The sequence below is a fragment of the Actinocorallia sp. B10E7 genome (assembly GCF_039871655.1).
Classification (GTDB): Bacteria; Actinomycetota; Actinomycetes; order Streptosporangiales; family Streptosporangiaceae; genus Actinocorallia.
In genome coordinates this window covers 41116-65477 of the sequence record NZ_JBDPLZ010000014.1, presented here as the reverse complement: position 1 = coordinate 65477, position 24362 = coordinate 41116, and the positions used below count along the sequence as shown (strand labels likewise).

The following is a 24362-nucleotide window of genomic DNA, read 5'->3' as shown; positions in this document are numbered from 1 at the left end:
TTCAAGGGGCGACGATGACAGGACGCGGACTCGCGGTGGCGTTGACGGGCGCGCTGACGCTCTCGCTGGCGGTCGCGGCTCCGGCCGCGGCGGCCGAGCCGAGGCTGGGCCCGTACGGCTACGGCAAACTCAAGATCGGCCAGACCAAGAGCCAGGCTCGAGGGACCGGCCTGATCGTCCTCAAGCGGCGCGACGGCGGGTGCACCGGGTTCGACCTCAAGACCCACCGCACCGGCCGGGACCAGGTCGGAGGCTACATCTCCAAGAAGTTCGGCGTGGTCGCGATCTTCGCGCGCAAGGGGATGAAGACCCCGCGCGGCATCACCCTCGGCTCCACCAAGGCCCAGGTGAAGAAGGCGTACCCGGCCCTGCGGGAGGACATCAACGTCTGGTGGGTCCCGGCTCCCGGCAGCAAGAAGAAGACCCAGTACTGGTTCCTCTTCGACAGGAAGAACAAGGTCTACGAGCTGGGCCTGGTCTCCCCGAAGCAGGACTGCTTCAACTGACCCGCCGCACGGAGCACGTGCGCGGACCCGGGCGGGACACGGCGATCCGGCCGTCCCTCCCGGGTTTCGGCACGCTCTAACCTGATGGTGTGAGCGGTGAAATGGCGGTCTGTCCGGTTCTGGTGGAGGTAGAGCGGTCGGGATTCGTGGAGTCCCGGCACCGGGGGACGGCCGTGGCGCTGGGAGCGGACGGGAACGTCGTCAAGGCGCTGGGGCCGGTGGACGCGCCGCTGTTCCCCCGTTCGACGGTGAAGCCGTTCCAGGCCGTCGCGATGCTGCGGCACGGGCTGGAGCTGGAGGGCGAGCTGCTCGCCCTGGCCGCGTCGAGCCACTCCGGTGAGGCGTTCCACGTCGAGGGCGCCGAGAAGATCCTGGCGGGGGCGGGACTGACCGCCGCCGACCTGGGCTGCCCGCCGGACTGGCCCATGGACGCGGGCGCCCGGCGAGAGGCGCTGCGGTCGGACGGCGAGGAGAGCCCGCTCTTCATGAACTGCTCGGGCAAGCACGCCGCGATGCTGGCGACCTGCCGGGCGAACGGCTGGGCCACGGAGACGTACCTGGACTCCGGGCATCCGCTGCAGCTCGCGGTCCGTTCCACGCTGGAGGAGTTCACCGGCGAGCGGGTGGCGGCGATCGGAGTGGACGGCTGCGGCGCGCCGCTGTACGGCGTCACGCTCCTCGGGCTGGCCCGCGCCTTCCATCGTCTCGCCACGGCCCCGGAGGGCCGCGAGGAAGCGCGTGTCGCCGCCGCGATGCGCACGTACCCGGCCTGGACGTCGGGTACGCGTCGCGACGAGAACGACCTCATGTCCCAGATCCCGGGGCTCGTCCTGAAGTGCGGGGCCGAGGGCGTCGACGCCTTCTGCCTGCCCGACGGCCGCGCGGGCGTGGTCAAGATCGAGGACGGCGCGATGCGGGCCCGTACCCCCGTCACCGTCGCCCTCCTGCGCACGCTGGGCGTCGACGCCCCCGTGCTCGGCTCCCGTGCCGAGACCTCCGTGACGGGCGGAGGCCGGACCGTCGGCTCCATCAGGATCGCCCCGGACCTCTTCTGAGGAACGCGCCGGGCTAGGTGGCAGGGCCACCTAAGGGACGGATCCACTTACCCAGGGTGATGGGCGTTGCTATAACGGAGGAAATCACCCAGGGGAATGGCGTGGGCGCGCAACGTCACATCGCCGTGCCGCTAATCCCGGAGAAAGGCGAAGGGGCATGGGGACGAGGACGGTCGGCGCAGAGGACGTCTTCGCGCCGGTGCGGTCGGTGGCCGACGCGATCCTGTACGAGGGATACCTGCTCTACCCCTACAGGGGGTCGTCGGGCAAGAACCGCGTCCGGTGGCAGTTCGGGGTGCTCACGCCACGGGAGTGGACGCGGCACCGAGGCCCGGACGACAAGGGCGTCGCCGGGTCCGCGGAGGGCTGGTGGCAGCAGACCGAATGCCTGCTGTACGGGCCGGCGGAGACGGTGATGTGCCAGATCCGCTTCCTCCAGCTCCAGCGTCGGAGCGTCGAGGAGTTCGACGGACACCGCCACCGCCCGGTCGACGCCCTGGACACCGGCACCGGCATGGAGACCGGATTCGACGAGGCCGTCCCCCGCGAGTTCACGCTCAGGTTCCCTCTGGAGGGGAAGGGCAACACCGCCGACGGATCGCGGAAGGTCTTCCTGGAGCTGCCCGGAGGCCAGGACATCCAGGTGATCCCAGGGGCCGGGGAAGAACCCGCCGGACGGGTGCTGCGGCGCCGGTGGCCGCTGTCGGCGGCGGTGCGGTTCTCCGCCACTCCGGTGGGGGAGGGGCCGAAGGGGCCGCTCACCCGGCTGCGCGTCCGTGTGGAGAACACCGGAGGCGGCATCGCGGCCGGCGCCGAAAGGGACGAGGCGCTGCGCGTCTCGCCGCTGGCCTGCCACGTTCTGATGGCGGTGCGCGGCGGCTCCTTCATCTCGCTGCTCGAACCGCCCGAGTGGGCGTGCGCCGCGGCCCGGACCTGCGAGAACGTCCGCACCTTTCCGGTCCTCGCCGGCCCTTCGGCGCGTTACGACCTGCTCCTGTCGTCGCCCATCCTGCTGTACGACCACCCGCGTGTGGCCCCCGAGAGCCCCGGCGACCTGCACGACTCCGGTGAGATCGACGAGATCCTCTCGCTGCGGACCCTCACCCTGACCGACGAGGAGAAGCGGGAGGCGCGGGCGACCGACGCGCGGGCCGCGGCGATCCTGGACAGGGTCGACACGATGCCGCCCGAGGTGTTCGAGCGGCTCCACGGGGCGGTGCGCTCGATGGGCATGGTCCCCCCGCCGGGCGAGGGCGGCGAGGAGACCGTCGTGGCCGGAGTCCGCCTGGGCACGGGCAGCCGGGTCAGGCTGCGGCCGAGGCTGCGCGGGACCGATCCGCAGGACAGGTTCCTGGACGGGCGCGACGCCCGCGTGGAGAAGGTGCTGACCGACGTCGACGACGTCGTGCACCTGGCCGTCACGCTCGAGGGCGATCCCGCCGCCGACCTGGACCGCTGGTACGGGCGTTACCGCTATTTCACCCTCGACGAGGTGGAGCCCCTGGCCGCGGAGGCGCCCGGAGAGGCGGGCCCCGAATGAGCGCGGAGGGGCGCCGGGTCCTCGTGGCGGGGATCGGCAACGTGTTCCTGGGCGACGACGGTTTCGGCGTCGAGGTCGTCCGCCGCGTCGACTCCAGGGGGCTGCCCGCCGGCGTCCGGGTCGCCGACTACGGCATCCGCGGCGTCCACCTGGTCTACGAGCTGCTCGACGGCGGGACCGACACGCTGATCATGGTGGACGCCGTTCCGTTGGAGGGGCGGGCGGGGACGCTGGCGGTCCTCGAGATCGGCGAGGACGACCTCGACGGGCGGGACGACGCCGTCACCGTCGACGCGCACGGCCTGCACCCGCTGGCCGTGCTGCGGATGTTGCGCCGGCTCGGCGGCGAGGTCGGCCGGGTGCTAGTGGTGGGCTGCCGCCCCGCCTCGGTCGAGGAGGGCATGGGCCTGTCGGAGCCGGTCGCCGCGGCCGTGGACGAGGCGGTCCGCCTGGTCGCGGACCTGGCGTGCGCCGAGGCACTGGGGACGGGAAGAAGCGAGGAGCGTACCGATGCATGAACTGGGGTTGTGCGACGCCATCGTCAGGGCCGTGCTGAACCGGGCGGACGGCCGCCGCGTGCGGGGCGTGAAGGTGCGGATCAGCGGACACCCGGTGGATCCAGGGGTCATCGACCAGGGGTTCCAGCTGGCGGCGGCGGGCACTCCCGCCGAGGGCGCCCGGGTGGAGGTGGTCCAGGAGCCGGCCTCGGTGCGCTGCCGCGCCTGCGGGGCCGAGAGCCCGGCCGACGACGTCCCGAATCTGGTCGTCTGCCCGAGCTGCGGCGGCCTCGACGTGGAAGCCGCCGAGGCCCCGGAGCACGAGGCGGTCCTGGAGTCCATCACCGTCGACGAGCCCGCGGGAACGAGCGGCTGAGACCGAGGAGGGATCTGCGATGACTTCCACGAGCGAACGTGCCGGGACCGCCGGACGGGCCGGATACGAGGAGATGCACATCCTCTGGATCTCCGAGGGGATGAGCTGCGACGGCGACACCGTCTCGATCACGGCGGCCTCCCAGCCGGCGATCGAGGACGTCGTGCGCGGCGTGATACCGGGTCTGCCGAAAGTGCACCTGCACAACAAGGTGCTCTCGCCCACGCTGGGCGGGGAGGAGTTCCTCGCCCCGTTCCGGGCGGCCGCGGCGGGCGAGCTGAAGCCCTTCATCTTCGTGCTGGAGGGGTCGGTCCCCAACGAGAAGATCAACGGCGAGGGCTACTGGACGTCCTTCGGCAACGACCGCACGACCGGCGAGCCGCTGACGCTGAACTGGTGGATCGACGCGCTGGCGCCCAAGGCGTGGGCGGTCGTCGCCGCCGGCACCTGCGCCACCTACGGCGGCATCCACGCCATGGAGGGCAACCCGACCGGCTCGATGGGGCTGGCCGACTACCTGGGCTGGGACTTCAGGTCGGCCGGGGGACTGCCCATCGTCAACGTGCCCGGCTGCCCCGTGCAGCCCGACAACTTCATGGAGACCCTCACCTGGGTGCTCTACCACGCCGCGGGGGCCGCGCCCCCGCCGCCGCTGGACGACATGCTGCGCCCGACGTGGCTGTTCGGCCACACCGTGCACGACGGCTGCGACCGCGCGGCCTCCTACGAGCAGGCCGACTTCGCCGAGACCTACAACTCCTCGCACTGCCTGGTGAAGATCGGCTGCTGGGGGCCGGTGGTCAACTGCAACGTCCCCCAGCGCGGCTGGATGGCCGGCATCGGCGGCTGCCCGAACGTGGGCGGCATCTGCATCGCCTGCACCATGCCCGGATTCCCGGACAAGTTCATGCCGTTCATGGACGAGCCGCCCGGCGCGACCCTGTCGTCCACCCTGATCAAGCCCTACGGGGCGTTCATCCGGCGGATGCGGCGCATCACCAACGGCACGGTCAACAAGGAACCCAAGTGGCGCCACAACCGGGACGTGCTGACCAGCGGCTACCGGCCGCACCGGCGCCCCCGCCAGTAGAGGGAGAGGACCGCAAACGATGGCCATCACCGATCCGAGGACGGCGGCGGGCACCGGGCCGGGGCAGCTCGTCGAGATGTCCTGGGACCCGATCACCCGCATCATCGGGAACCTCGGCGTCTACACGAAGATCGACTTCGAGAACCGGCGGATCGCCGAGTGCCACGTCACGTCCTCGCTGTTCCGCGGCTACTCGGTGTTCATGAAGGGCAAGGACCCGCGCGACGCCGGGTTCATCACCAGCCGGATCTGCGGCATCTGCGGCGACAACCACACCACGTGCTCGGTGTACGCGCAGAACATGGCCTACGGGATCAAGACCCCGCCGCTGGGCGAGTGGATCATCAATCTCGGCGAGGCCGCCGAGTACATGTTCGACCACACGCTCTTCCAGGAGAACCTGGTCTTCGTCGACTTCTGCGAGGCCATGGTCAAGGACACCAACCCGGGCGTGATGCGGCTGGCGCGCGAGACCCTGGCGCCGGGCTCAGCCGTCCACGGCTACCGCACGATCGCCGACATCATGGAGGCGTTCAACCCGTTCGAGGGCGAGGTCTACAAGGAGGCGCTGCGCATCAGCCGCGTCACCCGCGAGATGTTCTGCCTGATGGAGGGCAGGCACGTGCACCCGTCCACCGTCTACCCGGGCGGCGTGGGCACGGTGCCGACGCATTCGATCTTCACCGACTACCTGTCGCGACTGGTGAGCGTCGTGGACTTCATCAAGAAGTCCGTCGCGATGAACGACGACGTGTTCGACTTCTTCTACGAGGCGCTGCCCGGGTACGAGGAGGTGGGGCGCCGCCGCGTCATGCTCGGCTGCTGGGGCGCGTTCCAGGACCCGAACGTCGTCGACTACCGCTACGAGACGATGGAGCACTGGGGCCGGGAGATGTTCGTGACCCCGGGCATCGTCGTGGACGGGCGGCTGCTCACCACGAACCTCGTCGACATCAACCTGGGCATGCGCATCCTCCTGGGCAGCTCCTACTACGACGACTGGACGAACGCCGAGCCGTTCGTCACCGCGGACCCGCTCGGCAACCCCGTCGACATGCGCCACCCGTGGAACCAGACCACACTGCCCGTGCCGCAGAAACGCGACTTCGAGGACAAGTACAGCTGGGTGATGAGCCCGCGCTGGTACGACCCGGAGTCCCAGGAGCACCTCGCCCTGGACACGGGCGGCGGGGCCTTCGCCCGGCTGTACACCACCGCGCTGGCGAACCGGGTGGACACGCCGTACGTGAAGTCGACGGGTTCGAGCGTCCAGATCTCGCTGCCGCGCGGCGACGAGCTGCCGGAGACGACGCTGGAATGGCGCATCCCGTCGTGGTCCAACGCGATCGAACGCAATCGCGCCCGCGCCTACTTCATCGCCTACGCCGCGGCGATGGCGGTGCACTTCGTCGAGCAGGCGATGGAGCTGGTGCGGGCCGGGGAGACCAAGGTGTTCCAGCCGTTCGACGTTCCGGACGCCGCGATCGGGGCCGGTTTCCACGAGGCGGTGCGGGGAGTCCTGTCGCACCACATGGTGATCCGCGACGGCAAGATCGCCAACTACCACCCGTACCCGCCCACGCCCTGGAACGCCAGCCCGCGCGACGGCTTCGGCACGCCGGGCCCGTACGAGGACGCGGTCCAGGACATGCCCATCTTCGAGGAGAACGGCCCGGAGGACTTCCGGGGCGTCGACATCATGCGGGCGGTGCGCAGCTTCGACCCCTGCCTGCCCTGCGGAGTGCACATGTACCTCGGCAAGGGCCGCACCCTCAAGAAGCTGCACTCGCCGATGTTCGGGGCGTCCCATGGCTGAGCGCCTCGACGGTCCGGCCGTCGCCGACCGGCTCGCCCGGCTCGAGGCGGTGCTCGGCGAGCTGGAGGCGATCCCGGGCGCGACGGCGGGCAAGGCGCTGGACGCCGTCACCCTGCTCACCGAGGTGTACGGGGAGGCCCTCGCCCGGGTCATGGACCTGGAGTCCGGCACGGCGGGCCCGCTGGTGGACGACGAACTCGTCGGCCATCTGCTGGTCCTGCACGAGATCCACCCCGAGCCGCCCGAACGGCGGATCGAACGGGCCCTGGACGGGGTGCGCCCGCTCCTGCGGGGCGGCGACCTGCGGCTGGAGGGCGTCGAAGGCTCCGTCGCGCGCGTCCTGCTCTCCGGCGGAGGATGCGGCGGCGCGGAGAGGGCCGCGGAGGCGGTCCGGGACGCGGTGATGGCGGCGGTTCCGGAGCTGACGGAGGTCGACGTCCGGCCGCCGCGCGGGAAGCCCGCCTTCATCCCGGTCGAGTCCTTGTCACGCCGCCCGGCGCAGGAGAAGGCCTCGTGAACTCGACGGCGCTCGGCCGGGCCATCCGGCGCGCGGAGTCACGGGAACGGGACACGGCCGACCCGTGCGCCCTGTGCGGAGTCCCGGTGGAGGACGAGCACGGCCATGTGCTGGACGAGCGGGACGGCGCGCTGCTGTGCGCCTGCCGGGCCTGCTCGCTGCTGTTCGGCGAGGGGAGCGGCCACTACCGGCTGGTGAAAGGCGGGAGACGCCGGCTCACCGGCCTGGACCCCGCCGATCTGGGAGTCCCGGTCGGGTTGGCGTTCTTCACCCTCGGCACGGACGGCGTCGTCACCGCCCGCTACCCGAGCCCCGCCGGTTCCACCGGACACCCGGTGGAACCGGCGGCCTGGGAGAAGGCGGTCGGGTCCTGCCCGCCGCTGGCCGGGCTGCGGCCGGGCGTGGAGGCGGTGCTGGTGAACACGCTGCGCGGCGCGGACGAACGATGGCTGGTGCCCGTCGATGACTGCTACCGGCTGGTGGCCGTCGTCCGCAGGGCGTGGAAGGGCCTGTCCGGGGGCACCCGGGTGTGGCCGGAGATCGAGGCGTTCTTCGCGAGCCTCGCGGAAGGAGAGACGTGCGACGGGTAGGGATCGGGGTATTGGCCCTCTTCGCGGCTTTCGCCGTGTTCCTGTTCTTGCAGAACCTGCCGGCGATGAAGCGCTACATGCGCATACGACGGATGTGAGGAGCGCGGAATGTGTCTCGGCATCCCGGGAGAGATCGTGGAACTCCTGCCGGACCGCGGCGACCTGGCCACGGTCGAGGTCGCCGGCGTCCGGCGGCCGATCAGCACGGGCCTGCTCGGCCCCGAGGGCGTCCGGCCCGGCGACTGGGTGCTGGTGCACGTCGGCTTCGCCATGTCGAAGATCGACGAGGCGGAGGCGGCGGCGACCCTGGCCCTGCTCGAGGGACTCGGCCGGGCCTACCACGACGAGCTCGACGCGCTCGCCGAATCCGACATCACCTAACGGACCAGGAAGGCGGCCATGCGGTTCGTCGACGAGTACCGGGACGCGGACAAGGCCAGGGCGCTGTCCGCGCGGATCACCGCGCTGTGCGAGCCCGGCAGGCGCTACAAGTTCATGGAGGTGTGCGGCGGCCACACCCACACCATCTACAAGCACGGCGTGGAGGACCACCTGCCGGAGGGCGTCGAGCTGGTGCACGGGCCCGGCTGCCCGGTGTGCGTGATCCCGATGGGCCGGGTCGACGACGCCATCGCCATCGCCCGCGAACCCGACGTGATCATGACGTCGTTCGGGGACACGATGCGGGTGCCCGGCGGAACCGGCTCGTTCTTCGACGCCAAGGCCGAGGGCGCCGACATCCGGATGGTCTACTCGCCGCTGGACGCGCTGCGGATCGCCCGGGAGAACCCCGGACGCCGGGTGGTGTTCATGGCGATCGGGTTCGAGACCACCGCTCCGTCCACCGCGATGACCGTGCTGCGGGCCGCGGCCGAGGGCATCGTCAACTTCTCGGTCTTCTGCAACCACGTCACCATCATCCCGGCGATCAAGGCGATCCTCGACTCGCCCGATCTGCGGCTCGACGGCTTCCTCGGCCCCGGCCACGTCTCCACCGTCATCGGGTGCCGGCCGTACGAGTTCATCTCCAGCCACTACGGCAGGCCGCTGGTGTGCGCCGGATTCGAGCCGCTGGACCTGCTGCAGTCGGTGTACATGCTGATGCGGCAGCTGGACGAGGGCCGCTGCGAGGTCGAGAACCAGTACGCGCGGGTCGTCCCGTGGGAGGGCAACCCCAGGGCGCTGGAGGCCATCGGACGGACCATGGAGCTGCGCCCCCACTTCGAGTGGCGAGGGCTCGGCTTCATCTCGCACTCGGCCCTGAGACTGCGCGAGGCCTACGCCGTCCACGACGCCGAACGCGTCTTCGACCTGCCCGGCGTCCGGGTGGCCGACCCCAAGGCGTGCCAGTGCGGAGAGGTGCTCAAAGGCGTCATCAAACCGTGGGAGTGCAAGGTGTTCGGCACCGCGTGCACCCCGGAGACCCCCATCGGGACGTGCATGGTCTCCTCGGAGGGCGCCTGCGCCGCGTACTACAACTACGGCCGGTTCACCAGGGACCGCGTGCAGGAGGCGACACTCGCATGACGACCGAGCAGCAGGTGCTGGACCGCATCGAACGCGCCCGGCGGCGCGCCCCCAGGGTGCGGGAGGAGCGTGTCACGCTCGCCCACGGCGCGGGCGGCAAGGCCACCCAGACCCTCGTCGAGGACGTCTTCGTCGGAGCGTTCGGCAACCCGGCCCTGGAACCGCTGGACGACGGCGCGACCCTGGACCTGGGAGCGTCCCGGATGGTCCTGACCACCGACTCCTTCGTCGTGTCGCCGCTCTTCTTCCCGGGAGGGGACATCGGGGACCTCGCCGTCAACGGCACGGTCAACGACCTGGCCGTCTCGGGAGCCAGGCCGCTGTACCTCTCCGCAGGGTTCATCCTGGAAGAGGGCTTCCCGATGGACGACCTGCGTCGCGTCACGGCGTCCATGGCCGCCGCGGCCCGGCGCGCGGGCGTCGCGGTCGTCACCGGCGACACCAAGGTCGTCCAGCACGGCAAGGGCGACGGCTGCTACATCACCACGACCGGCGTCGGCGTGCTGGAGCGCCCCGAGGCGTTCGGAGCCGCGCGGGTCCGCCCGGGGGACGCGGTGCTGGTCTCCGGGCCGATCGGCGAGCACGGGGTGACCGTCATGCTGGCGCGCGGCGAACTGGACCTCGCCGCCGACCTGGTCTCCGACACCGCCCCGCTCGACGGCGTGGTCGCCGCGCTCCTGGACGCCGTGCCCGGCGGGGTGCGGATGCTGCGCGACGCCACCCGCGGCGGCGTCGCGACCGTCCTGAACGAGGTGGCGCGTGCCGCCGGGGTGTCGATCACGGTGGACGAGGCCGCGGTGCCGGTGCGGGCCGCCGTGACCGGCGCGTGCGAACTGCTCGGCATAGACCCGCTGTACGTGGCCTGCGAGGGGCGTTTCGTCGCGATAGTCGCCGGGGACCGGGCCGAGGAGGCCCTGGCGGCTCTGCGCGGCCACCCTCTGGGGGAGGACGCCGCGCTGGTGGGGACGGTGGACGGAGGACCCTCGGGCCTGGTGCTCCTCAAGACCGCTTTCGGAGGCACGCGCATCGCCGACCTGCTCGTCGGGGACCCGCTGCCCCGCATCTGCTGACCCCGCCGTCAGGGGAGGGGCGCGGGCTCCTCCCCGCGGTCGCGGGCGGCGGCGACCACGGCCTGGCCGAAGGAGACGCCGCCGTCGTTCGGCGGGACCCGCGTGTGGGTCAGTGCGCGCAGGCCCGCCCGTTCCAGGCCCGACACGACCAGGCCGAGCAGGGTGACGTTCTGGAAGACCCCGCCGGACAACGCGACCGCGGCGAGCCCGGTGCGCTCGCGCAGGACGACGGCCGCCTCGACGACGGCGGCGGCCAGGCCGCGGTGGAACCGGGCCGCGACCCGCCCGGCGGAGGCTCCCGCCCGGACGTCCTCGGCCGCGCACCGCACCAGGTCCGCGCAGGAGACGACCAGCGGGTCCCCGCACGAGAGCGTCACCGGGTAGGCCCCGCTCTCGTGCGGGTCGACGTGCCGCTCCAGCTCGACGGCGGCCTGTCCTTCGTAGGAGGCCTCGTCCCGGACGCCCGCGATCGCCGAGACCGCGTCGAACAGCCGTCCGGCGCTGGAGGTGAGCGGCGCGTTCAGCGCGGACCGGATCAGGGCGGTCACGGCCTCCCAGCGGTCACCGTGCCGCCGGATGACGTCGAGCTCCGGAGGCCGCCCGTCGTACGCGGCGTGCAGGTGGGCCGCGGCCATCCGCCACGGCTGCCGGATCGCGGCGGCTCCACCCGGCATCGGCACGGTCTCCAAGCGGCCCGCGCGCCGGTACCAGGCCAGGTCGAAGACCAGGAACTCACCGCCCCACAGCGTCCCGTCGGGGCCGTAGCCCAGCCCGTCGAACGCCACACCGATCACCGGGCCGCTCTCGCCGTTGTCGGCCAGGCACGAGGCGAGGTGGGCGTGGTGGTGCTGCACGCCGATCGTCGGGAGTCCCTCGGCCTCGGCGAGGTCCAGCGCGTACTTCGTGGACGGGTAGTCGGGGTGCAGATCGTGTGCCAGCACCTCGGGTTCGATGCCGAACAGGCGGCGGAAATGCGCGACCCCGTCGGTGAACGCGCGCAGGGTCTCGTGGCTCTCCAGGTCGCCGATGTGATGCGAGGGGAACGCCCGCGTGCCTTCGGCCAGGCAGAAGGTGTTCTTCAGCCCGGCGCCGCAGGCGAGGACGGGCCTGGGGAAGGGCCGGTGCACCGTCAGGGGGACGGGTGCGTAACCGCGTGAGCGGCGCAACGGCATCTCCCTGCCGAGGAAGACGCGGACCACCGAGTCGTCGGCGGGGACGTGAACGGGCCGGTCGTGGGTGAGGAATCCGTCGGCGATCCCCGAAAGGCGTTCCAGGGCGTCGTCGTCACGGTGGATGATCGGCTCGTCCGAGAGGTTGCCGCTGGTCAGCACGAACGCCTCGCCGAGCCGCGCGGCGAGCAGATGATGCAGGGGCGTGTACGGCAGCATCACGCCCAGCTCTCCGGCACCGGGCGCGACGGCCTCGGCCACCGGCGCTCCGGCGCGGCGCGGCGCGAGCACGATGGGGCGGCGGGGCCCGGTGAGCAGGCCGGCGGCGGCTTCGTCGAAGTCGGCCAGGGCGCGGGCGGCGGCGAGATCCGGTGCCATGACGGCGAACGGTTTGGCCTCCCGGCGCTTGCGGGCGCGCAGCAGGCGGACGGCCTCCTCGTCTCCGGCGAGCGCGGCGAGGTGGTAGCCGCCGATCCCCTTGACGGCGAGGATCCGGCTTTCCTTCAGCCACGCGGCGGCCGTCCTGATCGGGTCGCCCGGAACGGCCGCGGTGTCGGCGCCCAGCAACCGCGGTGACGGCCCGCAGCACGGGCAGCACACGGGCTGGGCGTGAAAGCGCCGATCGGACGGATCGTGGTACTCCCGCTCACAATCGGCGCAAAGCGCGAAGCCGCTCATCGTGGTGTTGTGCCGGTCATAGGGCACATCGAGGGTGATGGTGAACCGAGGCCCGCAGTGAGTGCAATTCGTGAAGGCGTACCCGAATCTCCGGTCACCGGGATCCATCACCTCACGGAGGCAATCGGCGCAGGTGGCCATGTCCGAGGACACGAGAGTCGAACGTTTCTTTCCCGGGACGCTGTCGACGATCCGGAATCCGAACTCCCCGACGGGATCGGCCGGACAAGTGGTGACCCGTTCGACGAGGGCCAGGGGCGGAGCCCGCAGCCCGAGATCGGCGACGAAGGCGTCCAGCGAATCCGCCTCCCCTTCTGCCTCGGCGAAGACGCCGTCGCCGTCGTTGCCGACGAACCCCGCCAGGCCGTAGCGTCCGGCCAGCTCGTGGACGAACGGCCGGAACCCGACCCCCTGGACGATGCCCTCGACCTTGATCCGGATCCGGTGGCGGACGGGCATGCCCGTCACCGGGCGTCCTCCAGCTCCTGGAATGTGAGCTCCCAGAGAACCTGGTACAGGGTCGTCTGAGCCTCCTGGATGCGGTGCACGGACGCGGAGGGGACGACGAAGAGATGGTCCACGTCACCGGATTCGGCCATGGGGCCGCCGTCGTAGCCGGCGAATCCGATCGTCGTCATACCGAGGCGGGCCGCTTCCTTCAGCCCACGCAGCAGGTTCGCCGAGCCTCCGCTGGTGGAGAAGGCCGCGGCGACGTCTCCGCGCCGTCCCAGGGCGGCGAGCTGGCGGGCGAAGACGACCTCGAACCCCACGTCGTTCGCCAGGGCCGTGAGCGACGCGGTGTCCTGCGGCAGGCAGAGAGCGGGCAGCGGCCCGCAGGGCGGAGGAGAAGCGGAGAACAGCTCTGTGAACGCCTGAGCGTCGGTGCTGCTGCCGCCGTTGCCGAAGGCCAGTACGCGCCCGCCCGAGGAGAAGGAGTCCGCCAGCGCCCGGGCGCACTCGGCGAGCGGCCAAGTGAAGCGGGCGGCGAGAGAACCGCGCAGCGCGGCGATCTCCTCGGACTTCTCGGCCGTGGACCTCTCAACATCGGCCAGGAGGGATTCGGAATCGTCCTGACCTGAGTACAGGAACGGGTAGAGCGCCTCCACGCCTCCGGGCTCGGCAGCCGAGGTCACGACGGCTCCTCGACGACCGCGATGGCCTCCTTGGCGTGCACCAGCACGATGTCGCCGGGGTCGGCGGAGACCAACGCCACGCTGACCTCCTCGGGCCCCGCCTCGGTGTCGACGATCGCCAGCCCGCCGGGCAGCAGTTCCCGCACCCGCACCGCGACGGCGGAGTCCGAGCAGGTGACGCAGACCTCCTCGTGGCAGTGCGATCGGCGTTCCGTCATGAGGGCACCTCCGTGTCCAGGCCACCCGGCCGCTCGAGGAACACGTGGACCAGCTCCCAGAGCACGTGGTAGACGGTCACGTGCATCTCCCTGACCACGCGGGGGTCGTCCGAGGCGGCGACGATCAGATGGTCGACGGCGGGGCTGCGCGCCAGGTCCCCGCCGTCCCCGCCCGTCAGGGCCACGGTGAGCGCGCCGCGTTCCCGCGCCTTCTCCAGCCCGCGCAGCACGGCCTCGCACCGGCCGTCGGCGGACAGGGCGAGGGCTATGTCATGGGGGCCGGCCATCGCCTCCAGCCGGGTGGCGAACACCTCGGCGGAGCCGTCCGGGGGCACGGTGCCGCACCCCAGCGAGACCGCCGGCAGGGCACGCTTGCCGACGATCACCGGATGCACGAACTCGACCGCGATGTGCGCGGCGTCCGCAGCCGCGACACCGCCGCCGAAGGTGTAGAGGGACCCGCCGCGGCGGAACCGCCCGGCCATGGCGTGACAGGCGCGGCCGACCGCGCCGGATTCCCGCCTCAGCGCGAGACCGGCCCGCGACCTGCGTCCGAACAGGGCCAGGGCCCTGTCCTCGGGTGTCTCCCACGGGGGCACGGCCGCCTCCTCAACGCGCCCGGCCGGCGAGCCGTCCGGGCCCGGACGCCCTGGCCCACCGTTCCACGCAGGAGCCGAGCAGTTCGGCGAAGGCGCCCATCCGCGGCACCCACGCCTCCAGGTCCGCCATGCCCTCGTCCGTCAGTTCGTAGCGGCGGCGCGCGGGCCCGGTGCCCGAGGGCTCCCAGGCGGACCGGAGCAGACGGGCCCGCTCCAGGCTCCGCAGCACCCGGTAGGCGTGCCCGGGCTCCACCCCCGGCACCCCCATGCGGGCCAGCCGGTCGATCAGGTCGTACCCGTGCCCCGGCCGCTCGTAGATCAGCAGCAGGAGGAACGGATGCAGCAGGCTCCGGATCTCGTTGCCTTCCACATCCCCTCCTCGAACACCAGGGCGGTCGCTCTCCGTCACCAGGCTCCTACCTGCTGAGGCAGAGCCCGAAACACGCCCCGGCCACGACCCGCCGAGGGGAATCAGATGGATCGGCCGACTACGGGGCTGCGGCGTTCGAGGAGGACGACGTCGCGCCAGCGTCCGTGGTGGAGGCCGACGCGTTCCCGGACGCCGACGGTGCGGAAGCCGGCCCTGCGGTGGAGCGCGAGGCTGGCGGTGTTCTCGGGGAAGACACCGGACTGGACCGTCCAGATCCCGGCGGCCTCGGTCGAGGCGATGAGGGCCCGCAGCAGGGCGGAGCCGACGCCTTTGCCCCGGGCGTCCGGGTGGATGTAGACGGAGTGCTCGACCACCCCGGCGTAGACGGGACGGGCGGACACGGCGCTGACCGCCGTCCAGCCGAGGAGGACGCCGTCGGGGGCGACGGCGACATGGCGGTGACCGGGGAGCCGGTGGGCGTCGAACTCCCGCCAGGCGGGGGCCGTGACCTCGAACCCGGCGTTTCCGGTGTCCAGCCCCGCCTGATAGACGGCGAGGACCTGTGCCGCGTCATCGGGCCGCATGGAGCGGAGGACGAACATGGGATCTCCCTCGGCTCTGATTCGAGGCTCACCGAAGCAGTGCGAGCTTGGCGCTCTGCATCGATGCATGTCAAATCAGATGCTGAGCTGTCACCGGCGGCCTCGGGCGGTGCGGTGAGCTCGATGAGGAAGACTGGCAAGAGAAGCCGGAGAGAAACGAGGTCTTGATGTCCGACACCGCTCCCGCCCTCTACCGGGTCCAGGCCGAATCGACGGTCGGAGGCGCCGCCCGGGCGTCCGCCAAACAGGCGACGATCGTGTTCGACGCGTCAGCCGGCCAGAGCGAGGAGATCCCCGGACCGGCCGACCTGCTCGCCTCCGCGTTCGCCGCCTGCGTACTCAAGAACGTCGAACGTTTCTCCGAGTCCCTGCCGTTCCGCTATGAACGTGCTTTTCTCACTGTGGAGGCGCAGAGGCAGAGCTCACCACCGAAGATCACCTCCGTGCACTACGTTCTGCGCGTCGTCACCGATGAGCCGGAACGCCGCCTCCAGCTGCTCCACACCAACATCCGCCGCCACGGCACGATCTTCAACACCCTTGCCGCCGTCTGCTCGGTGACCGGTGAGATCGTCGCCGAGCCGGTGGGATGAGGGCCGGCGCCGGGACGCGGGGCGGCCCGTCGCCGACCCTCCGGCCGGTCAGACGCCGAGTTCCTTGATCAGGCCCTCGATGCGGGTCTTGATCTCGTCGCGGATGGGGCGGACGGCCTCGACGCCCTGGCCCGCGGGGTCCTCGAGGGTCCAGTCGAGGTAGCGCTTGCCGGGGAAGACGGGGCAGACGTCGCCGCAGCCCATGGTGATGCACACGTCGGAGGCCTCGACGGCGTCCGGGGTGAGGATCTTGGGCTTCTGGTCGGTGATGTCGATGCCCACCTCCTTCATGGCCTCCACCACCGCCGGGTTGACGCCGTCGGCGGGGGCGGATCCGGCGGAGCGGACCTCGACCCTGTCGCCGGCCAGGTGGGAGAGGAAGGCGGCGGCCATCTGGGAACGTCCGGCGTTGTGGACGCAGACGAACAGGACGCTGGGCTTGTCGGACATGCGAGGTCTCCTCAGATCGGCCGGGGGCCCGGCGCGGTGGTGGTCAGTTCGGACAGCAGTTCGCGGACGCGTTCGTCGATGTGGTCGCGGATCCGGCGCACCCGTTCGATGGAGGCGCCTCCGGGCTCGTCCAGGAGCCAGTCCTGGTAGCGCTTGCCCGGGTAGACGGGGCAGGCGTCGCCGCACCCCATGGTGACGATGACGTCGGCGGCCCGGACGATCTCGTCGGTCAGCGGCTTGGGGAACTCCTCGGCCGGGTCGAGGCCGATCTCGGCGAGGGCCCGGACGACGACGGTGTCGATCCGCTCGGCGGGCGTGGTCCCCGCCGTGCGGATGTGCACCCGGCCCCGGGCGTGGCGGGCCATCAGCGCCGCGGCCATCTGGGAACGTCCGGCGTTGCGGGCGCAGACGAACAGGACCTCGGGCACCGGCCTGCCGCTCAGTCCCTGGGCCTGGGCCAGGGCGACGAGCCGCTCCCGTGCGAACCGCTCGGCGAGGACGGGCAGGTGTCGGCCGTCCACGGCTTCACAGGCCAGCAGACGGTAGGACTCCCGGACGTACCGCTCCACCGTCTCCAGGCTGAAGAGGCCGTCGAAACGCGGCGCGATCGTGTGCGAGATCCGTGTCAGCAGGGCGTCCGGGGGTCGTTTCACGCCTTCTCCGAGGAGAACTTCCGCCGCCAGGCCAGGGAGACGTAGACGAGCGCGACCAGGACGGGCACCTCGATGAGCGGGCCGACGACACCGGACAGGGCCTGGCCGGAGGTGACGCCGAAGGTGGCGATCGCCACCGCGATGGCGAGTTCGAAGTTGTTGCCCGCGGCGGTGAAGGCGAGGGTGGCGGTGCGGTCGTAGTTCAGGCCGATGGCCTTGCCGAGGGCGAAGGTGCCGAACCACATGATCGCGAAGTAGGCGAGCAGGGGGAGTGCGATGCGGGCGACGTCCAGCGGCTGGGAGGTGATCGTCTTTCCCTGCAGCGCGAAAAGGACGACGATGGTGAACAGCAGCCCGTACAGCGCCCAGGGGCCGATCTTGGGCAGGAAGCCGTTCTCGTAGCGCTCCCGGCCCAGCTTCTTCTCGCCGAGGCGGCGGGTGAGGAAGCCCGCGGCGAGGGGGACGCCGAGGAACACCACGACGTTCATCGCGATCTTCCACATGGAGATGTCGAGGTTCTCGCCGTCGCCGAGGCCCAGCCAGCCGGGCAGCAGGTCGAGGTAGAACCAGCCGAGCAGGCCGAACGCCAGCACCTGGAACACCGAGTTGAGGGCGACGAGGACGGCGGCGGCCTCGCGGTCGCCGCAGGCCAGGTCGTTCCAGATGATGACCATGGCGATGCAGCGGGCCAGCCCGACGATGATCAGCCCGGTCCGGTACTCCGGCAGGTCGGGCAGGAAGAGCCAGGCGAGGGCGAACATCACGGCCGGCCCGACGACCCAGTTGATCACCAGCGAGGAGGCCATGAGCCTTCGGTCCCCGGTGACGGCGTCCAGCCTGTCGTAGCGCACCTTGGCCAGCACCGGGTACATCATGATCAGCAGCCCGAGCGCGATCGGCAGGGAGATCCCGCCGAGTTCCACGGCCGCCAGCACGTCGTTCAGCCCGGGGACCGCCCTGCCCAGGCCGAGCCCGGCCGCCATGGCCAGCAGGATCCACACCGCCAGGAACCGGTCGAGCGTGGAGAGCTTCGCGACGACGGAGCCGTCCGCGGCGGGGGATTGCACGGATGTCATCAGCAGGACCTCTTCCGTCCGGTCTCGGCGGTGGTCCGGGCGGTCTCGGCGAGTTCGCCCAGCGCGCCCGCCAACCGGTCGATGACCTCGGGCCGCAGCCGGTAGTAGGTGAACCGCCCGCACGGCTCGGTCTCCACCACTCCGGCCTCGCGCAGCACCCGCAGGTGGTTGGACAGGTTCGTCTGCCGAGCCCCGGTCTCGGCGACGAGGTGCGTGGTGCACAGGGTCTCCCGTGCGAGCAGTGTGATGATCTGCAGTCGCAGCGGGTCCGCGAGTACCCGCATCAGATCAGTCTGTACTGATGTCAGCATGGCCTGATGCTATCAGGCCATGCTGATATATCCTTTCGTGACATCTATTAATAGACGAACGTCGATGTTATGGCGCGGGCCACATCTTGTTCCCCTTCCGTTCATATAGACGGACTTCGATCTAGGCGGTGCCCGGATCGGGCGCCGACGAAGACCGCCCGCGACGCCGCGGGCTGAACGAAGCAGAGGAAATTCACGTGACCATCTCGATGAGAGGCACCGCGCGGACCGCCGCGGTCCTGACCGGCCTGGCCCTGGCCCTGTCCGCCTGCGGTGGAGGCAGTGAGGATTCCTCGGGGGACGACACGCAGCTGTCGGGCACGGTCAAGATCGACGGTTCCAGCACCGTCGCGCCGCTGAGCACGGTGGCCTCGGAGCTGTTCACCGAGGAGAACGGCAAGGTGCAGATCCCGGTCGGCACCTCCGGCACCGGTGGCGGGTTCGAGAAGTTCTGCGCCGGGGAGACCGACATCTCCGACGCCTCCCGTCCGATCAAGGACGAGGAGAAGGCCGCCTGCGACGCCAAGGGCATCAAGTACTCCGAGTTCGCCGTCGCCAACGACGCCCTCACCGTCGTGGTCAGCAAGGACAACACCTGGGCCCAGTGCCTCACCGTCGAGCAGCTCAAGAAGATCTGGGAGCCCGGCTCCAAGGTGAACAACTGGAACCAGATCGACCCCAAGTTCCCCAACGAGCCGCTCAAGCTGTTCGGCCCGGGCACCGACTCGGGAACGTTCGACTACTTCACCGACGAGATCAACGGTGAGGAGGGCGCGTCCCGCACCGACTACCAGCCGTCCGAGGACGACAACGTCATCGTGACGGGCGTGTCCGGCTCCAAGGGCGGCCTGGGCTACTTCGGCTTCTCCTACTTCGAGGCGAACGCCGACAAGCTCAAGGCCGTGGAGATCGACGGCGGAAACGGCTGCGTCGCCCCCAGCGTCGCCGCCGCGCAGGACGGCACCTACAAGCCGCTGTCTCGGCCGCTGTTCATCTACCCGTCCGCCGCCTCGCTGAAGCGGCCCGAGGTCCTGGCGTTCGTGGAGTTCTACGTCGCCAACCACGCCGACATCGCCACCAAGGCCAAGTTCGTGCCCCTGAACTCCACTCAGGAAGGCGCGCTCAAGCAGGCCCTCGAGACGCTGAAGACGCAGGCGGGCTGAGTGGCGGCCACTGCTTCACGCTCCGCCGCGGGTTCTCCCCTGCGGCGGAGCCGTCCCCGTTACGGCGAAGCGGTCATCAAGGGGCTCCTGCTGACCGCCTCCCTGGTGTCGGTGGCCACGACGATCGGCATCGTCGCCTCACTCGTGCCGCCCACGATCCGGTTCTTCGAGAAGGTCGGGTTCGGCGAGTTCCTGACCGGGACGGACTGGTCCCCCCTGTTCGAGCCGGCCTCCTACGGAGTGCTCCCGCTGGTCACGGCCACCCTGACCATCACGGTCATCGCGATCGCTGTCGCGGTGCCGGTCGGCCTGGCCGCCGCCATCTACCTCAGCGAGTACGCCACCCCGCGCACCCGCTCGATCCTCAAGCCGGTGCTGGAGGTGCTGGCCGGAATCCCGACCGTGGTGTACGGGTTCTTCGCCCTGTCCTTCCTGACCCCGCTGCTGCAGGACCTCTGGCCGGTGGGCGAGCCGCCGGAGATCTTCAACGGGCTGTCGGCCGGCCTGGTCATGGGCATGATGATCGTCCCGACGGTGGCGTCCCTGTCGGAGGACGCCATGGCGTCCGTCCCTCAGTCGCTGCGCCAGGGCGCCTACGCGCTCGGCTCGACCAAGCGCATCACCGCGCTGAACGTCGTGCTGCCCGCCGCGCTGTCGGGCATCGTCGCCGCCGTCGTCCTGGCGATCTCCCGGGCCGTCGGCGAGACCATGATCGTGGCGGTCGCGGCGGGCCTGAGGCCCAACTTCACCCTCAACCCGCTGGAGGCGATGCAGACCATGACCGGGTTCATCGCCGCCGCCGGAGAGGGCGACCTGCCGGTGTCCTCCTTCGACTACACGACCATCTTCGCCGTCGGGATGCTCCTGTTCCTCGCCACGTTCGCGATGAACTTCCTCAGCATCCGGCTGGTCCGCAAGTACCGGGAGGTCTACGAATGACGGCCACCCTGCCCCGGCGGAGGACCGGGAGCCCGCTGCGCGGCCGGTCCCGCCCGCTCGAGCCGGTCTTCCGCGGTCTGCTGCTGGCCAGCCTCGTCATCGCGGTCATCTTCCTGGTCGTCCTGCTGTCCTACGTCCTCATCGAGGGCTGGGGGCGGCTGGACTCGCGGCTGTGGGAGAACTTCCCGTCCAAGCTCTACCCCGAGAGGGCCGGGGCGCAGTCCGCGATCGTCGGGACGCTCTACGTCATCGGCCTGACCGCCGTGTTCTGCGTGCCGGTCGGCGTCATGACCGCGATCTACCTGGAGGAGTACGCCGACGGCGAGCGCTGGTACAACCGGATGATCGAACTGAACGTGCAGAACCTCGCCGGCGTTCCGTCGATCGTCTACGGCATCCTCGGCCTGGGCATCATCGCCCGCGGCCTGGGCGTCGGCCGGACCCTGCTGGCGGCCGCGCTCACCCTGTCGCTGCTGGTGCTGCCGGTCGTCATCATCTCCGCGCGCGAGGCGATCCGAGCGGTCCCCGGCTCGATCCGCCAGGCATCGCTGGCGCTGGGCGCCACCCTGTGGCAGACGATCGCCCGCCAGGTGCTGCCCGCCGCCGTCCCCGGCATCGCCACCGGCACCATCCTCGCCCTGTCCCGGGCGATCGGCGAGGCCGCGCCGCTGCTGCTGCTCGGCGCGGTCACCCACATCACGTTCAACCCGGAGAGCCTCACCGACGCCTACACCGTCCTGCCGATCCAGATCTTCAACTGGATCAAGCAGCCCGAGGCGGAGTTCCACGTCCTGGCCTCAGCGGCGATCGTGATCCTCCTGTTCATCCTGCTCGCCATGAACTCCGTGGCGATCTGGCTCCGCAACCGCTACCAAAGGCGCTGGTGACGCATGACGACGACAAGGGATTTCGTGAACAACCCGCCCTCCGGACAGGTCGGCCAAAGGGCTCCGGGCCTCCCCACCTCCGTCAAGCAGGAGTTCCACGACGCGCCCGACCTCATCGACCCGATCTTCGAGGTCGACGCGGTCAGCGTCTTCTACGGCGACTACGAGGCCGTCCGAGGCGTCGACATGAAGATCGGGCAGAAGCAGATCACCGCGCTGATCGGCCCGTCCGGCTGCGGCAAGTCCACCCTGCTGCGCTGCTTCAACCGGATGAACGACCTCATCCCCGGCACCCGGGTCGGCGGGAAGATCTCTTTCCGCGGCGAGGACCTCTACGGGCCCGACGTCGACCCCATCGAGGTCCGCCGCAGGATCGGCATGGTCTTCCAGAAGCCCAACCCGTTCCCCAAGTCCATCTACGACAACATCGCCTACGGGCCGCGCGTCAACGGCGTCCGCAAGGGCCTGGACGACCTGGTCGAGGAGACCCTGCGCCAGGCGGCCCTGTGGGACGAGGTCAAGGACAAGCTGAAGCAGAACGCGCTGTCGCTGTCCGGCGGCCAGCAGCAGCGGCTGTGCATCGCCCGCACCATCGCGATCAGGCCCGAGGTCATCCTCATGGACGAGCCCTGCTCGGCGCTCGACCCGATCGCCACCGCGAAGATCGAGGACCTGATGCAGCACCTCGCCCGCAGCTACACGATCGTCATCGTCACCCACAACATGCAGCAGGCGGCCCGGGTCTCCGACCGCACCGCCTTCCTCACCGCCGAGGTCGACCCCGCCGGGGTGCGCTACGGCAAGCTGATCGAGTACGACCAGACCAGCAAGCTGTTCACCACCCCGGCCGACGAGCGCACCGAGGCCTACATCACCGGCCGGTTCGGATAGGGCCCCGCCGTGACCGCCGTCCACGATCAGGTTCCCCTCCGCGAGGACATCTCCGTGCCCCTGCTCCTGGTCGCCGACCCTGACGAGACACTGGGTCACGACCTCGTCCTCGCGCTCTCCGGGCGCGGGGTCGAGGTGTCGGTCTGCACCGACGGAGCCGAGGCGCTGCTGCGCGTCGGCTCCCTCGACCCGGACGTGCTGCTGATCAGCGCCGGCCTGCCCACGGTCGGCGCCGTCACCTTCGTCAAGGCCGTACGGAAGCGGTACCAGATGCCGTTGATCCTCGGCGTCGGCGCGGACGACGCCGAGGAGGCCGTCCGCGCCCTGGCCGCGGGGGCCAACCTCTGCGTGGCCCGCCCCTACCGGCTCGACGAGCTGCTGCCGCTCATCACCGGGGTCCGCCCGGAATCCCCGGCCGTGGCCAAGCTCCTCACCTGCGGGACCATCGACCTCGACCCCGTCTCGCACGTCGTGCGGGTCGACGCGCGTCCCGTCCACCTGCCCCTGCGCGAGTACGAACTGCTCCACTACCTCATGCTGAACGCCGACAAGGTGGTCAGCCGCCGGCAGATCCAGACCCATGTCTGGCGCAGCGACAAGGTCATGACCAACACCATCGCCGTCCATGTTCGGCGACTGAGGGAAAGGCTCGGTGACGATCCGGAGAACCCCGGGATCATTCTCACCGTCCGGGGAGTGGGCTACCGCCTCGTCTGCCCCTGACCGCCGTTCATCCCCCCTTCACCTTCGTTCACCGCTCGTACACTGAGGTGGTGAACGATGGCAGCGTGCCGATCATCGCCCAGATGCCCTCCGCCGAAGACGTCTGCTCCCCGCCGACCGCAGCCCTCGCGCCCCCGTCGCGCGCGGAGGCCGAACGGGTCGCCCGCGTCTTCAAGGCCGTCGCCGACCCCACCCGCATCCAGCTTCTGGCCATGATCGAGGCGAGCCCCTCCGGCGAGGCCTGCGTCTGCGACCTGACCGAACCCCTCGGCCTCAGCCAGCCGACCATCAGCCACCATCTGAAGATCCTGGTGGACGCGGGTCTCCTCACCCGCAGCAAGCGCGGCACCTGGGCCTGGTACGCCCTCGACCACGACCGCCTCTCGGCTCTCGGAGCCTTCCTGGCCCCGGCCCGCTGAAGGCCGCCGATAAACGTTGGCGTGCGCGGTGATCCGGCGCCTACTTTACCGGTATGAAGATCGGCATGGGTCGCTTGTCGTGGGCCGAGGGCGTGCGGAGGGTGACGGCTTTCACCGGGGCGGGGATCTCCACTGATTCGGGTGTGCCCGACTACCGGGGGCCTCAGGGGATCTGGACCAAGGATCCCTCTCTGGCGAATCTGTTCACCTACGACAACTTCCTCGCGGACGCCGAGGTGCGCCTCCGGTTCTGGCAGGTGTTCGCGGGACGTCGGATGGGCGTGGAACCGAACGCCGCGCACCGGGCGCTCGCGGGGCTCGAAGCGGGCGGCGGGGCGCTGCGGATCATCACACAGAACGTGGACGGACTGCACCAGAAGGCCGGATCGACGCCTCGCAAGGTCGTGGAACTGCACGGTTCGCTCGCGACCGCGACATGTCTGAGCTGCAAAGAGCGGACTCCCGCCGCCGAAGCGATCGCCAGGCTGCCCGAAGAGCCGACCTGCGCCTGCGGCGGGACGCTCAAACCGTCGGTCGTCATGTTCGGCGAGTATCTGGACGGGGACGTGCTGTCGCTGGCCCGCAATATCGCGGCGGCGTCCGAACTGTTCCTGGCGATCGGCTCCTCGCTGCAGGTCGAGCCCGCCGCCTCGCTGTGCGCGCTCGCCGTCGAACACGGCGCCCGGCTCGTCATCGTCAACCGGGATCCCACGCCTTACGACGACCTCGCCACGGAGATCATCCGAGAGCCCATCGGCACCGCCGTGCCGGAGATCTGCGCCGCCCTGTCCTCCTGATCCGGGCCCGCACCAAGGCGGCCCGGATCTCACGGCGAACGTTTGTTCCGCGGGATGAGGGAGGATCACCGGGATCCGTGCTCCACTGAGAGGCGGATCCGGGCAGA

At 70.6% G+C, this 24362-nt stretch carries 30 protein-coding genes; 20 read left to right on the top strand and 10 right to left on the bottom strand.

Annotated elements, in window-relative coordinates:
* The first annotated feature begins 14 nt into the window (after nt 1-14).
* The 12 genes from ABGB12_RS32025 to hypE all read left to right on the top strand — a co-directional run bounded on the left by ABGB12_RS32025 (nt 15) and on the right by hypE (nt 10584).
* The gene (locus ABGB12_RS32025) at nt 15-506 is read left to right on the top strand and encodes a hypothetical protein (RefSeq protein WP_347683772.1); all 492 of its coding nucleotides are present in this window, start codon (nt 15-17) and stop codon (nt 504-506) included.
* An 89-nt stretch (nt 507-595) separates the two neighbouring features.
* Nucleotides 596-1561, top strand: a complete 966-nt coding sequence (locus ABGB12_RS32020; RefSeq protein WP_347683770.1) for an asparaginase — start codon at nt 596-598, stop codon at nt 1559-1561.
* A 157-nt stretch (nt 1562-1718) separates the two neighbouring features.
* Nucleotides 1719-3101 (top strand): hypothetical protein, encoded by a 1383-nt coding sequence (locus tag ABGB12_RS32015; protein WP_347683768.1) that lies wholly within the window; start codon nt 1719-1721, stop codon nt 3099-3101.
* Nucleotides 3098-3619 carry a hydrogenase maturation protease gene (locus ABGB12_RS32010; RefSeq protein WP_347683766.1) on the top strand — a complete coding sequence of 174 codons (522 nt, stop codon included), beginning with the start codon at nt 3098-3100 and terminating at the stop codon, nt 3617-3619. The genes ABGB12_RS32015 and ABGB12_RS32010 overlap by 4 nt, the downstream gene beginning before the upstream one ends.
* Nucleotides 3612-3974, top strand: a complete 363-nt coding sequence (locus tag ABGB12_RS32005) for a hydrogenase maturation nickel metallochaperone HypA (protein ID WP_347683764.1) — start codon at nt 3612-3614, stop codon at nt 3972-3974. Before ABGB12_RS32010 ends, ABGB12_RS32005 begins: the two co-directional genes overlap by 8 nt.
* A gap of 19 nt (nt 3975-3993) precedes the next feature.
* Nucleotides 3994-5064, top strand: coding sequence for a hydrogenase expression protein HypE (locus ABGB12_RS32000; protein WP_347683762.1), 1071 nt, complete (start codon nt 3994-3996; stop codon nt 5062-5064).
* A gap of 19 nt (nt 5065-5083) precedes the next feature.
* Entirely contained in the window at nt 5084-6880 is a 1797-nt protein-coding gene (locus ABGB12_RS31995; RefSeq protein ID WP_347683760.1) for a nickel-dependent hydrogenase large subunit, read from the top strand.
* On the top strand, nt 6873-7397 hold the full coding sequence (locus ABGB12_RS31990; RefSeq protein WP_347683758.1) for a NifU family protein: 525 nt from the start codon (nt 6873-6875) through the stop codon (nt 7395-7397). The genes ABGB12_RS31995 and ABGB12_RS31990 overlap by 8 nt, the downstream gene beginning before the upstream one ends.
* Nucleotides 7394-7987, top strand: a complete 594-nt coding sequence (locus tag ABGB12_RS31985) for a DUF5947 family protein (RefSeq protein WP_347683757.1) — start codon at nt 7394-7396, stop codon at nt 7985-7987. The genes ABGB12_RS31990 and ABGB12_RS31985 overlap by 4 nt, the downstream gene beginning before the upstream one ends.
* 108 nt (nt 7988-8095) lie before the next feature.
* Nucleotides 8096-8368 (top strand): HypC/HybG/HupF family hydrogenase formation chaperone, encoded by a 273-nt coding sequence (locus ABGB12_RS31980; RefSeq protein ID WP_347683756.1) that lies wholly within the window; start codon nt 8096-8098, stop codon nt 8366-8368.
* Nucleotides 8369-8386: 18 nt separating this feature from the next.
* Nucleotides 8387-9514 (top strand): hydrogenase formation protein HypD, encoded by a 1128-nt coding sequence (gene hypD, locus ABGB12_RS31975; protein WP_347683754.1) that lies wholly within the window; start codon nt 8387-8389, stop codon nt 9512-9514.
* On the top strand, nt 9511-10584 hold the full coding sequence (hypE, locus tag ABGB12_RS31970) for a hydrogenase expression/formation protein HypE (protein ID WP_347683753.1): 1074 nt from the start codon (nt 9511-9513) through the stop codon (nt 10582-10584). Before hypD ends, hypE begins: the two co-directional genes overlap by 4 nt.
* Before the next feature lie 8 nt (nt 10585-10592).
* On the opposite strand, the gene hypF is transcribed toward hypE, so the two are convergent.
* The 6 genes from hypF to ABGB12_RS31940 form a co-directional block, all read right to left on the bottom strand.
* Entirely contained in the window at nt 10593-12890 is a 2298-nt protein-coding gene (hypF, locus tag ABGB12_RS31965) for a carbamoyltransferase HypF (RefSeq protein ID WP_347683895.1), read from the bottom strand.
* Nucleotides 12891-12895: 5 nt separating this feature from the next.
* On the bottom strand, nt 12896-13564 hold the full coding sequence (locus ABGB12_RS31960) for an SIS domain-containing protein (RefSeq protein ID WP_347683751.1): 669 nt from the start codon (nt 13562-13564) through the stop codon (nt 12896-12898).
* On the bottom strand, nt 13561-13782 hold the full coding sequence (locus tag ABGB12_RS31955) for a HypC/HybG/HupF family hydrogenase formation chaperone (RefSeq protein WP_347683749.1): 222 nt from the start codon (nt 13780-13782) through the stop codon (nt 13561-13563). Before ABGB12_RS31955 ends, ABGB12_RS31960 begins: the two co-directional genes overlap by 4 nt.
* Entirely contained in the window at nt 13779-14381 is a 603-nt protein-coding gene (locus ABGB12_RS31950) for an SIS domain-containing protein (protein ID WP_347683747.1), read from the bottom strand. Before ABGB12_RS31950 ends, ABGB12_RS31955 begins: the two co-directional genes overlap by 4 nt.
* 10 nt (nt 14382-14391) lie before the next feature.
* Nucleotides 14392-14751 carry a helix-turn-helix transcriptional regulator gene (locus ABGB12_RS31945; RefSeq protein ID WP_347683745.1) on the bottom strand — a complete coding sequence of 120 codons (360 nt, stop codon included), beginning with the start codon at nt 14749-14751 and terminating at the stop codon, nt 14392-14394.
* Between the two features lie 101 nt (nt 14752-14852).
* A complete protein-coding gene (locus tag ABGB12_RS31940) occupies nt 14853-15353 on the bottom strand; it encodes an N-acetyltransferase family protein (protein WP_347683743.1) in 501 nt (166 codons plus the stop codon).
* Nucleotides 15354-15520: 167 nt separating this feature from the next.
* On the opposite strand from ABGB12_RS31940, the gene ABGB12_RS31935 reads away from it, so the two are divergent.
* Entirely contained in the window at nt 15521-15946 is a 426-nt protein-coding gene (locus tag ABGB12_RS31935; RefSeq protein ID WP_347683741.1) for an OsmC family protein, read from the top strand.
* 48 nt (nt 15947-15994) lie between these two features.
* On the opposite strand, the gene ABGB12_RS31930 is transcribed toward ABGB12_RS31935, so the two are convergent.
* The 4 genes from ABGB12_RS31930 to ABGB12_RS31915 are packed head-to-tail and all read right to left on the bottom strand — an operon-like array spanning nt 15995 to nt 18409.
* Entirely contained in the window at nt 15995-16396 is a 402-nt protein-coding gene (locus ABGB12_RS31930) for an arsenate reductase ArsC (RefSeq protein ID WP_347683739.1), read from the bottom strand.
* A gap of 11 nt (nt 16397-16407) precedes the next feature.
* Nucleotides 16408-17049, bottom strand: a complete 642-nt coding sequence (locus ABGB12_RS31925; RefSeq protein ID WP_347683737.1) for an arsenate reductase ArsC — start codon at nt 17047-17049, stop codon at nt 16408-16410.
* On the bottom strand, nt 17046-18125 hold the full coding sequence (gene arsB, locus ABGB12_RS31920; protein WP_347683735.1) for an ACR3 family arsenite efflux transporter: 1080 nt from the start codon (nt 18123-18125) through the stop codon (nt 17046-17048). The genes ABGB12_RS31925 and arsB overlap by 4 nt, the downstream gene beginning before the upstream one ends.
* Nucleotides 18125-18409, bottom strand: coding sequence for a metalloregulator ArsR/SmtB family transcription factor (locus ABGB12_RS31915; protein ID WP_347683733.1), 285 nt, complete (start codon nt 18407-18409; stop codon nt 18125-18127). Before ABGB12_RS31915 ends, arsB begins: the two co-directional genes overlap by 1 nt.
* A 224-nt stretch (nt 18410-18633) precedes the next feature.
* On the opposite strand from ABGB12_RS31915, the gene ABGB12_RS31910 reads away from it, so the two are divergent.
* The 7 genes from ABGB12_RS31910 to ABGB12_RS31880 all read left to right on the top strand — a co-directional run bounded on the left by ABGB12_RS31910 (nt 18634) and on the right by ABGB12_RS31880 (nt 24255).
* Nucleotides 18634-19599: a PstS family phosphate ABC transporter substrate-binding protein gene (locus ABGB12_RS31910; RefSeq protein ID WP_347683731.1), complete on the top strand. Its 966-nt coding sequence runs from the start codon at nt 18634-18636 to the stop codon at nt 19597-19599.
* On the top strand, nt 19600-20538 hold the full coding sequence (gene pstC, locus ABGB12_RS31905) for a phosphate ABC transporter permease subunit PstC (protein ID WP_347683729.1): 939 nt from the start codon (nt 19600-19602) through the stop codon (nt 20536-20538).
* On the top strand, nt 20535-21425 hold the full coding sequence (gene pstA / locus ABGB12_RS31900; protein WP_347683727.1) for a phosphate ABC transporter permease PstA: 891 nt from the start codon (nt 20535-20537) through the stop codon (nt 21423-21425). The genes pstC and pstA overlap by 4 nt, the downstream gene beginning before the upstream one ends.
* A 3-nt stretch (nt 21426-21428) precedes the next feature.
* Nucleotides 21429-22316 (top strand): phosphate ABC transporter ATP-binding protein PstB, encoded by an 888-nt coding sequence (gene pstB, locus ABGB12_RS31895; protein ID WP_347683725.1) that lies wholly within the window; start codon nt 21429-21431, stop codon nt 22314-22316.
* Nucleotides 22317-22370: 54 nt separating this feature from the next.
* Nucleotides 22371-23039, top strand: coding sequence for a response regulator transcription factor (locus ABGB12_RS31890; protein ID WP_347683723.1), 669 nt, complete (start codon nt 22371-22373; stop codon nt 23037-23039).
* A gap of 50 nt (nt 23040-23089) precedes the next feature.
* A complete protein-coding gene (locus tag ABGB12_RS31885) occupies nt 23090-23458 on the top strand; it encodes a metalloregulator ArsR/SmtB family transcription factor (protein WP_347683721.1) in 369 nt (122 codons plus the stop codon).
* A 65-nt stretch (nt 23459-23523) separates the two neighbouring features.
* Complete coding sequence (locus ABGB12_RS31880) at nt 23524-24255, top strand: Sir2 family NAD-dependent protein deacetylase (protein WP_347683719.1); 732 nt, start codon at nt 23524-23526, stop codon at nt 24253-24255.
* Nucleotides 24256-24362 lie beyond the last annotated feature (107 nt).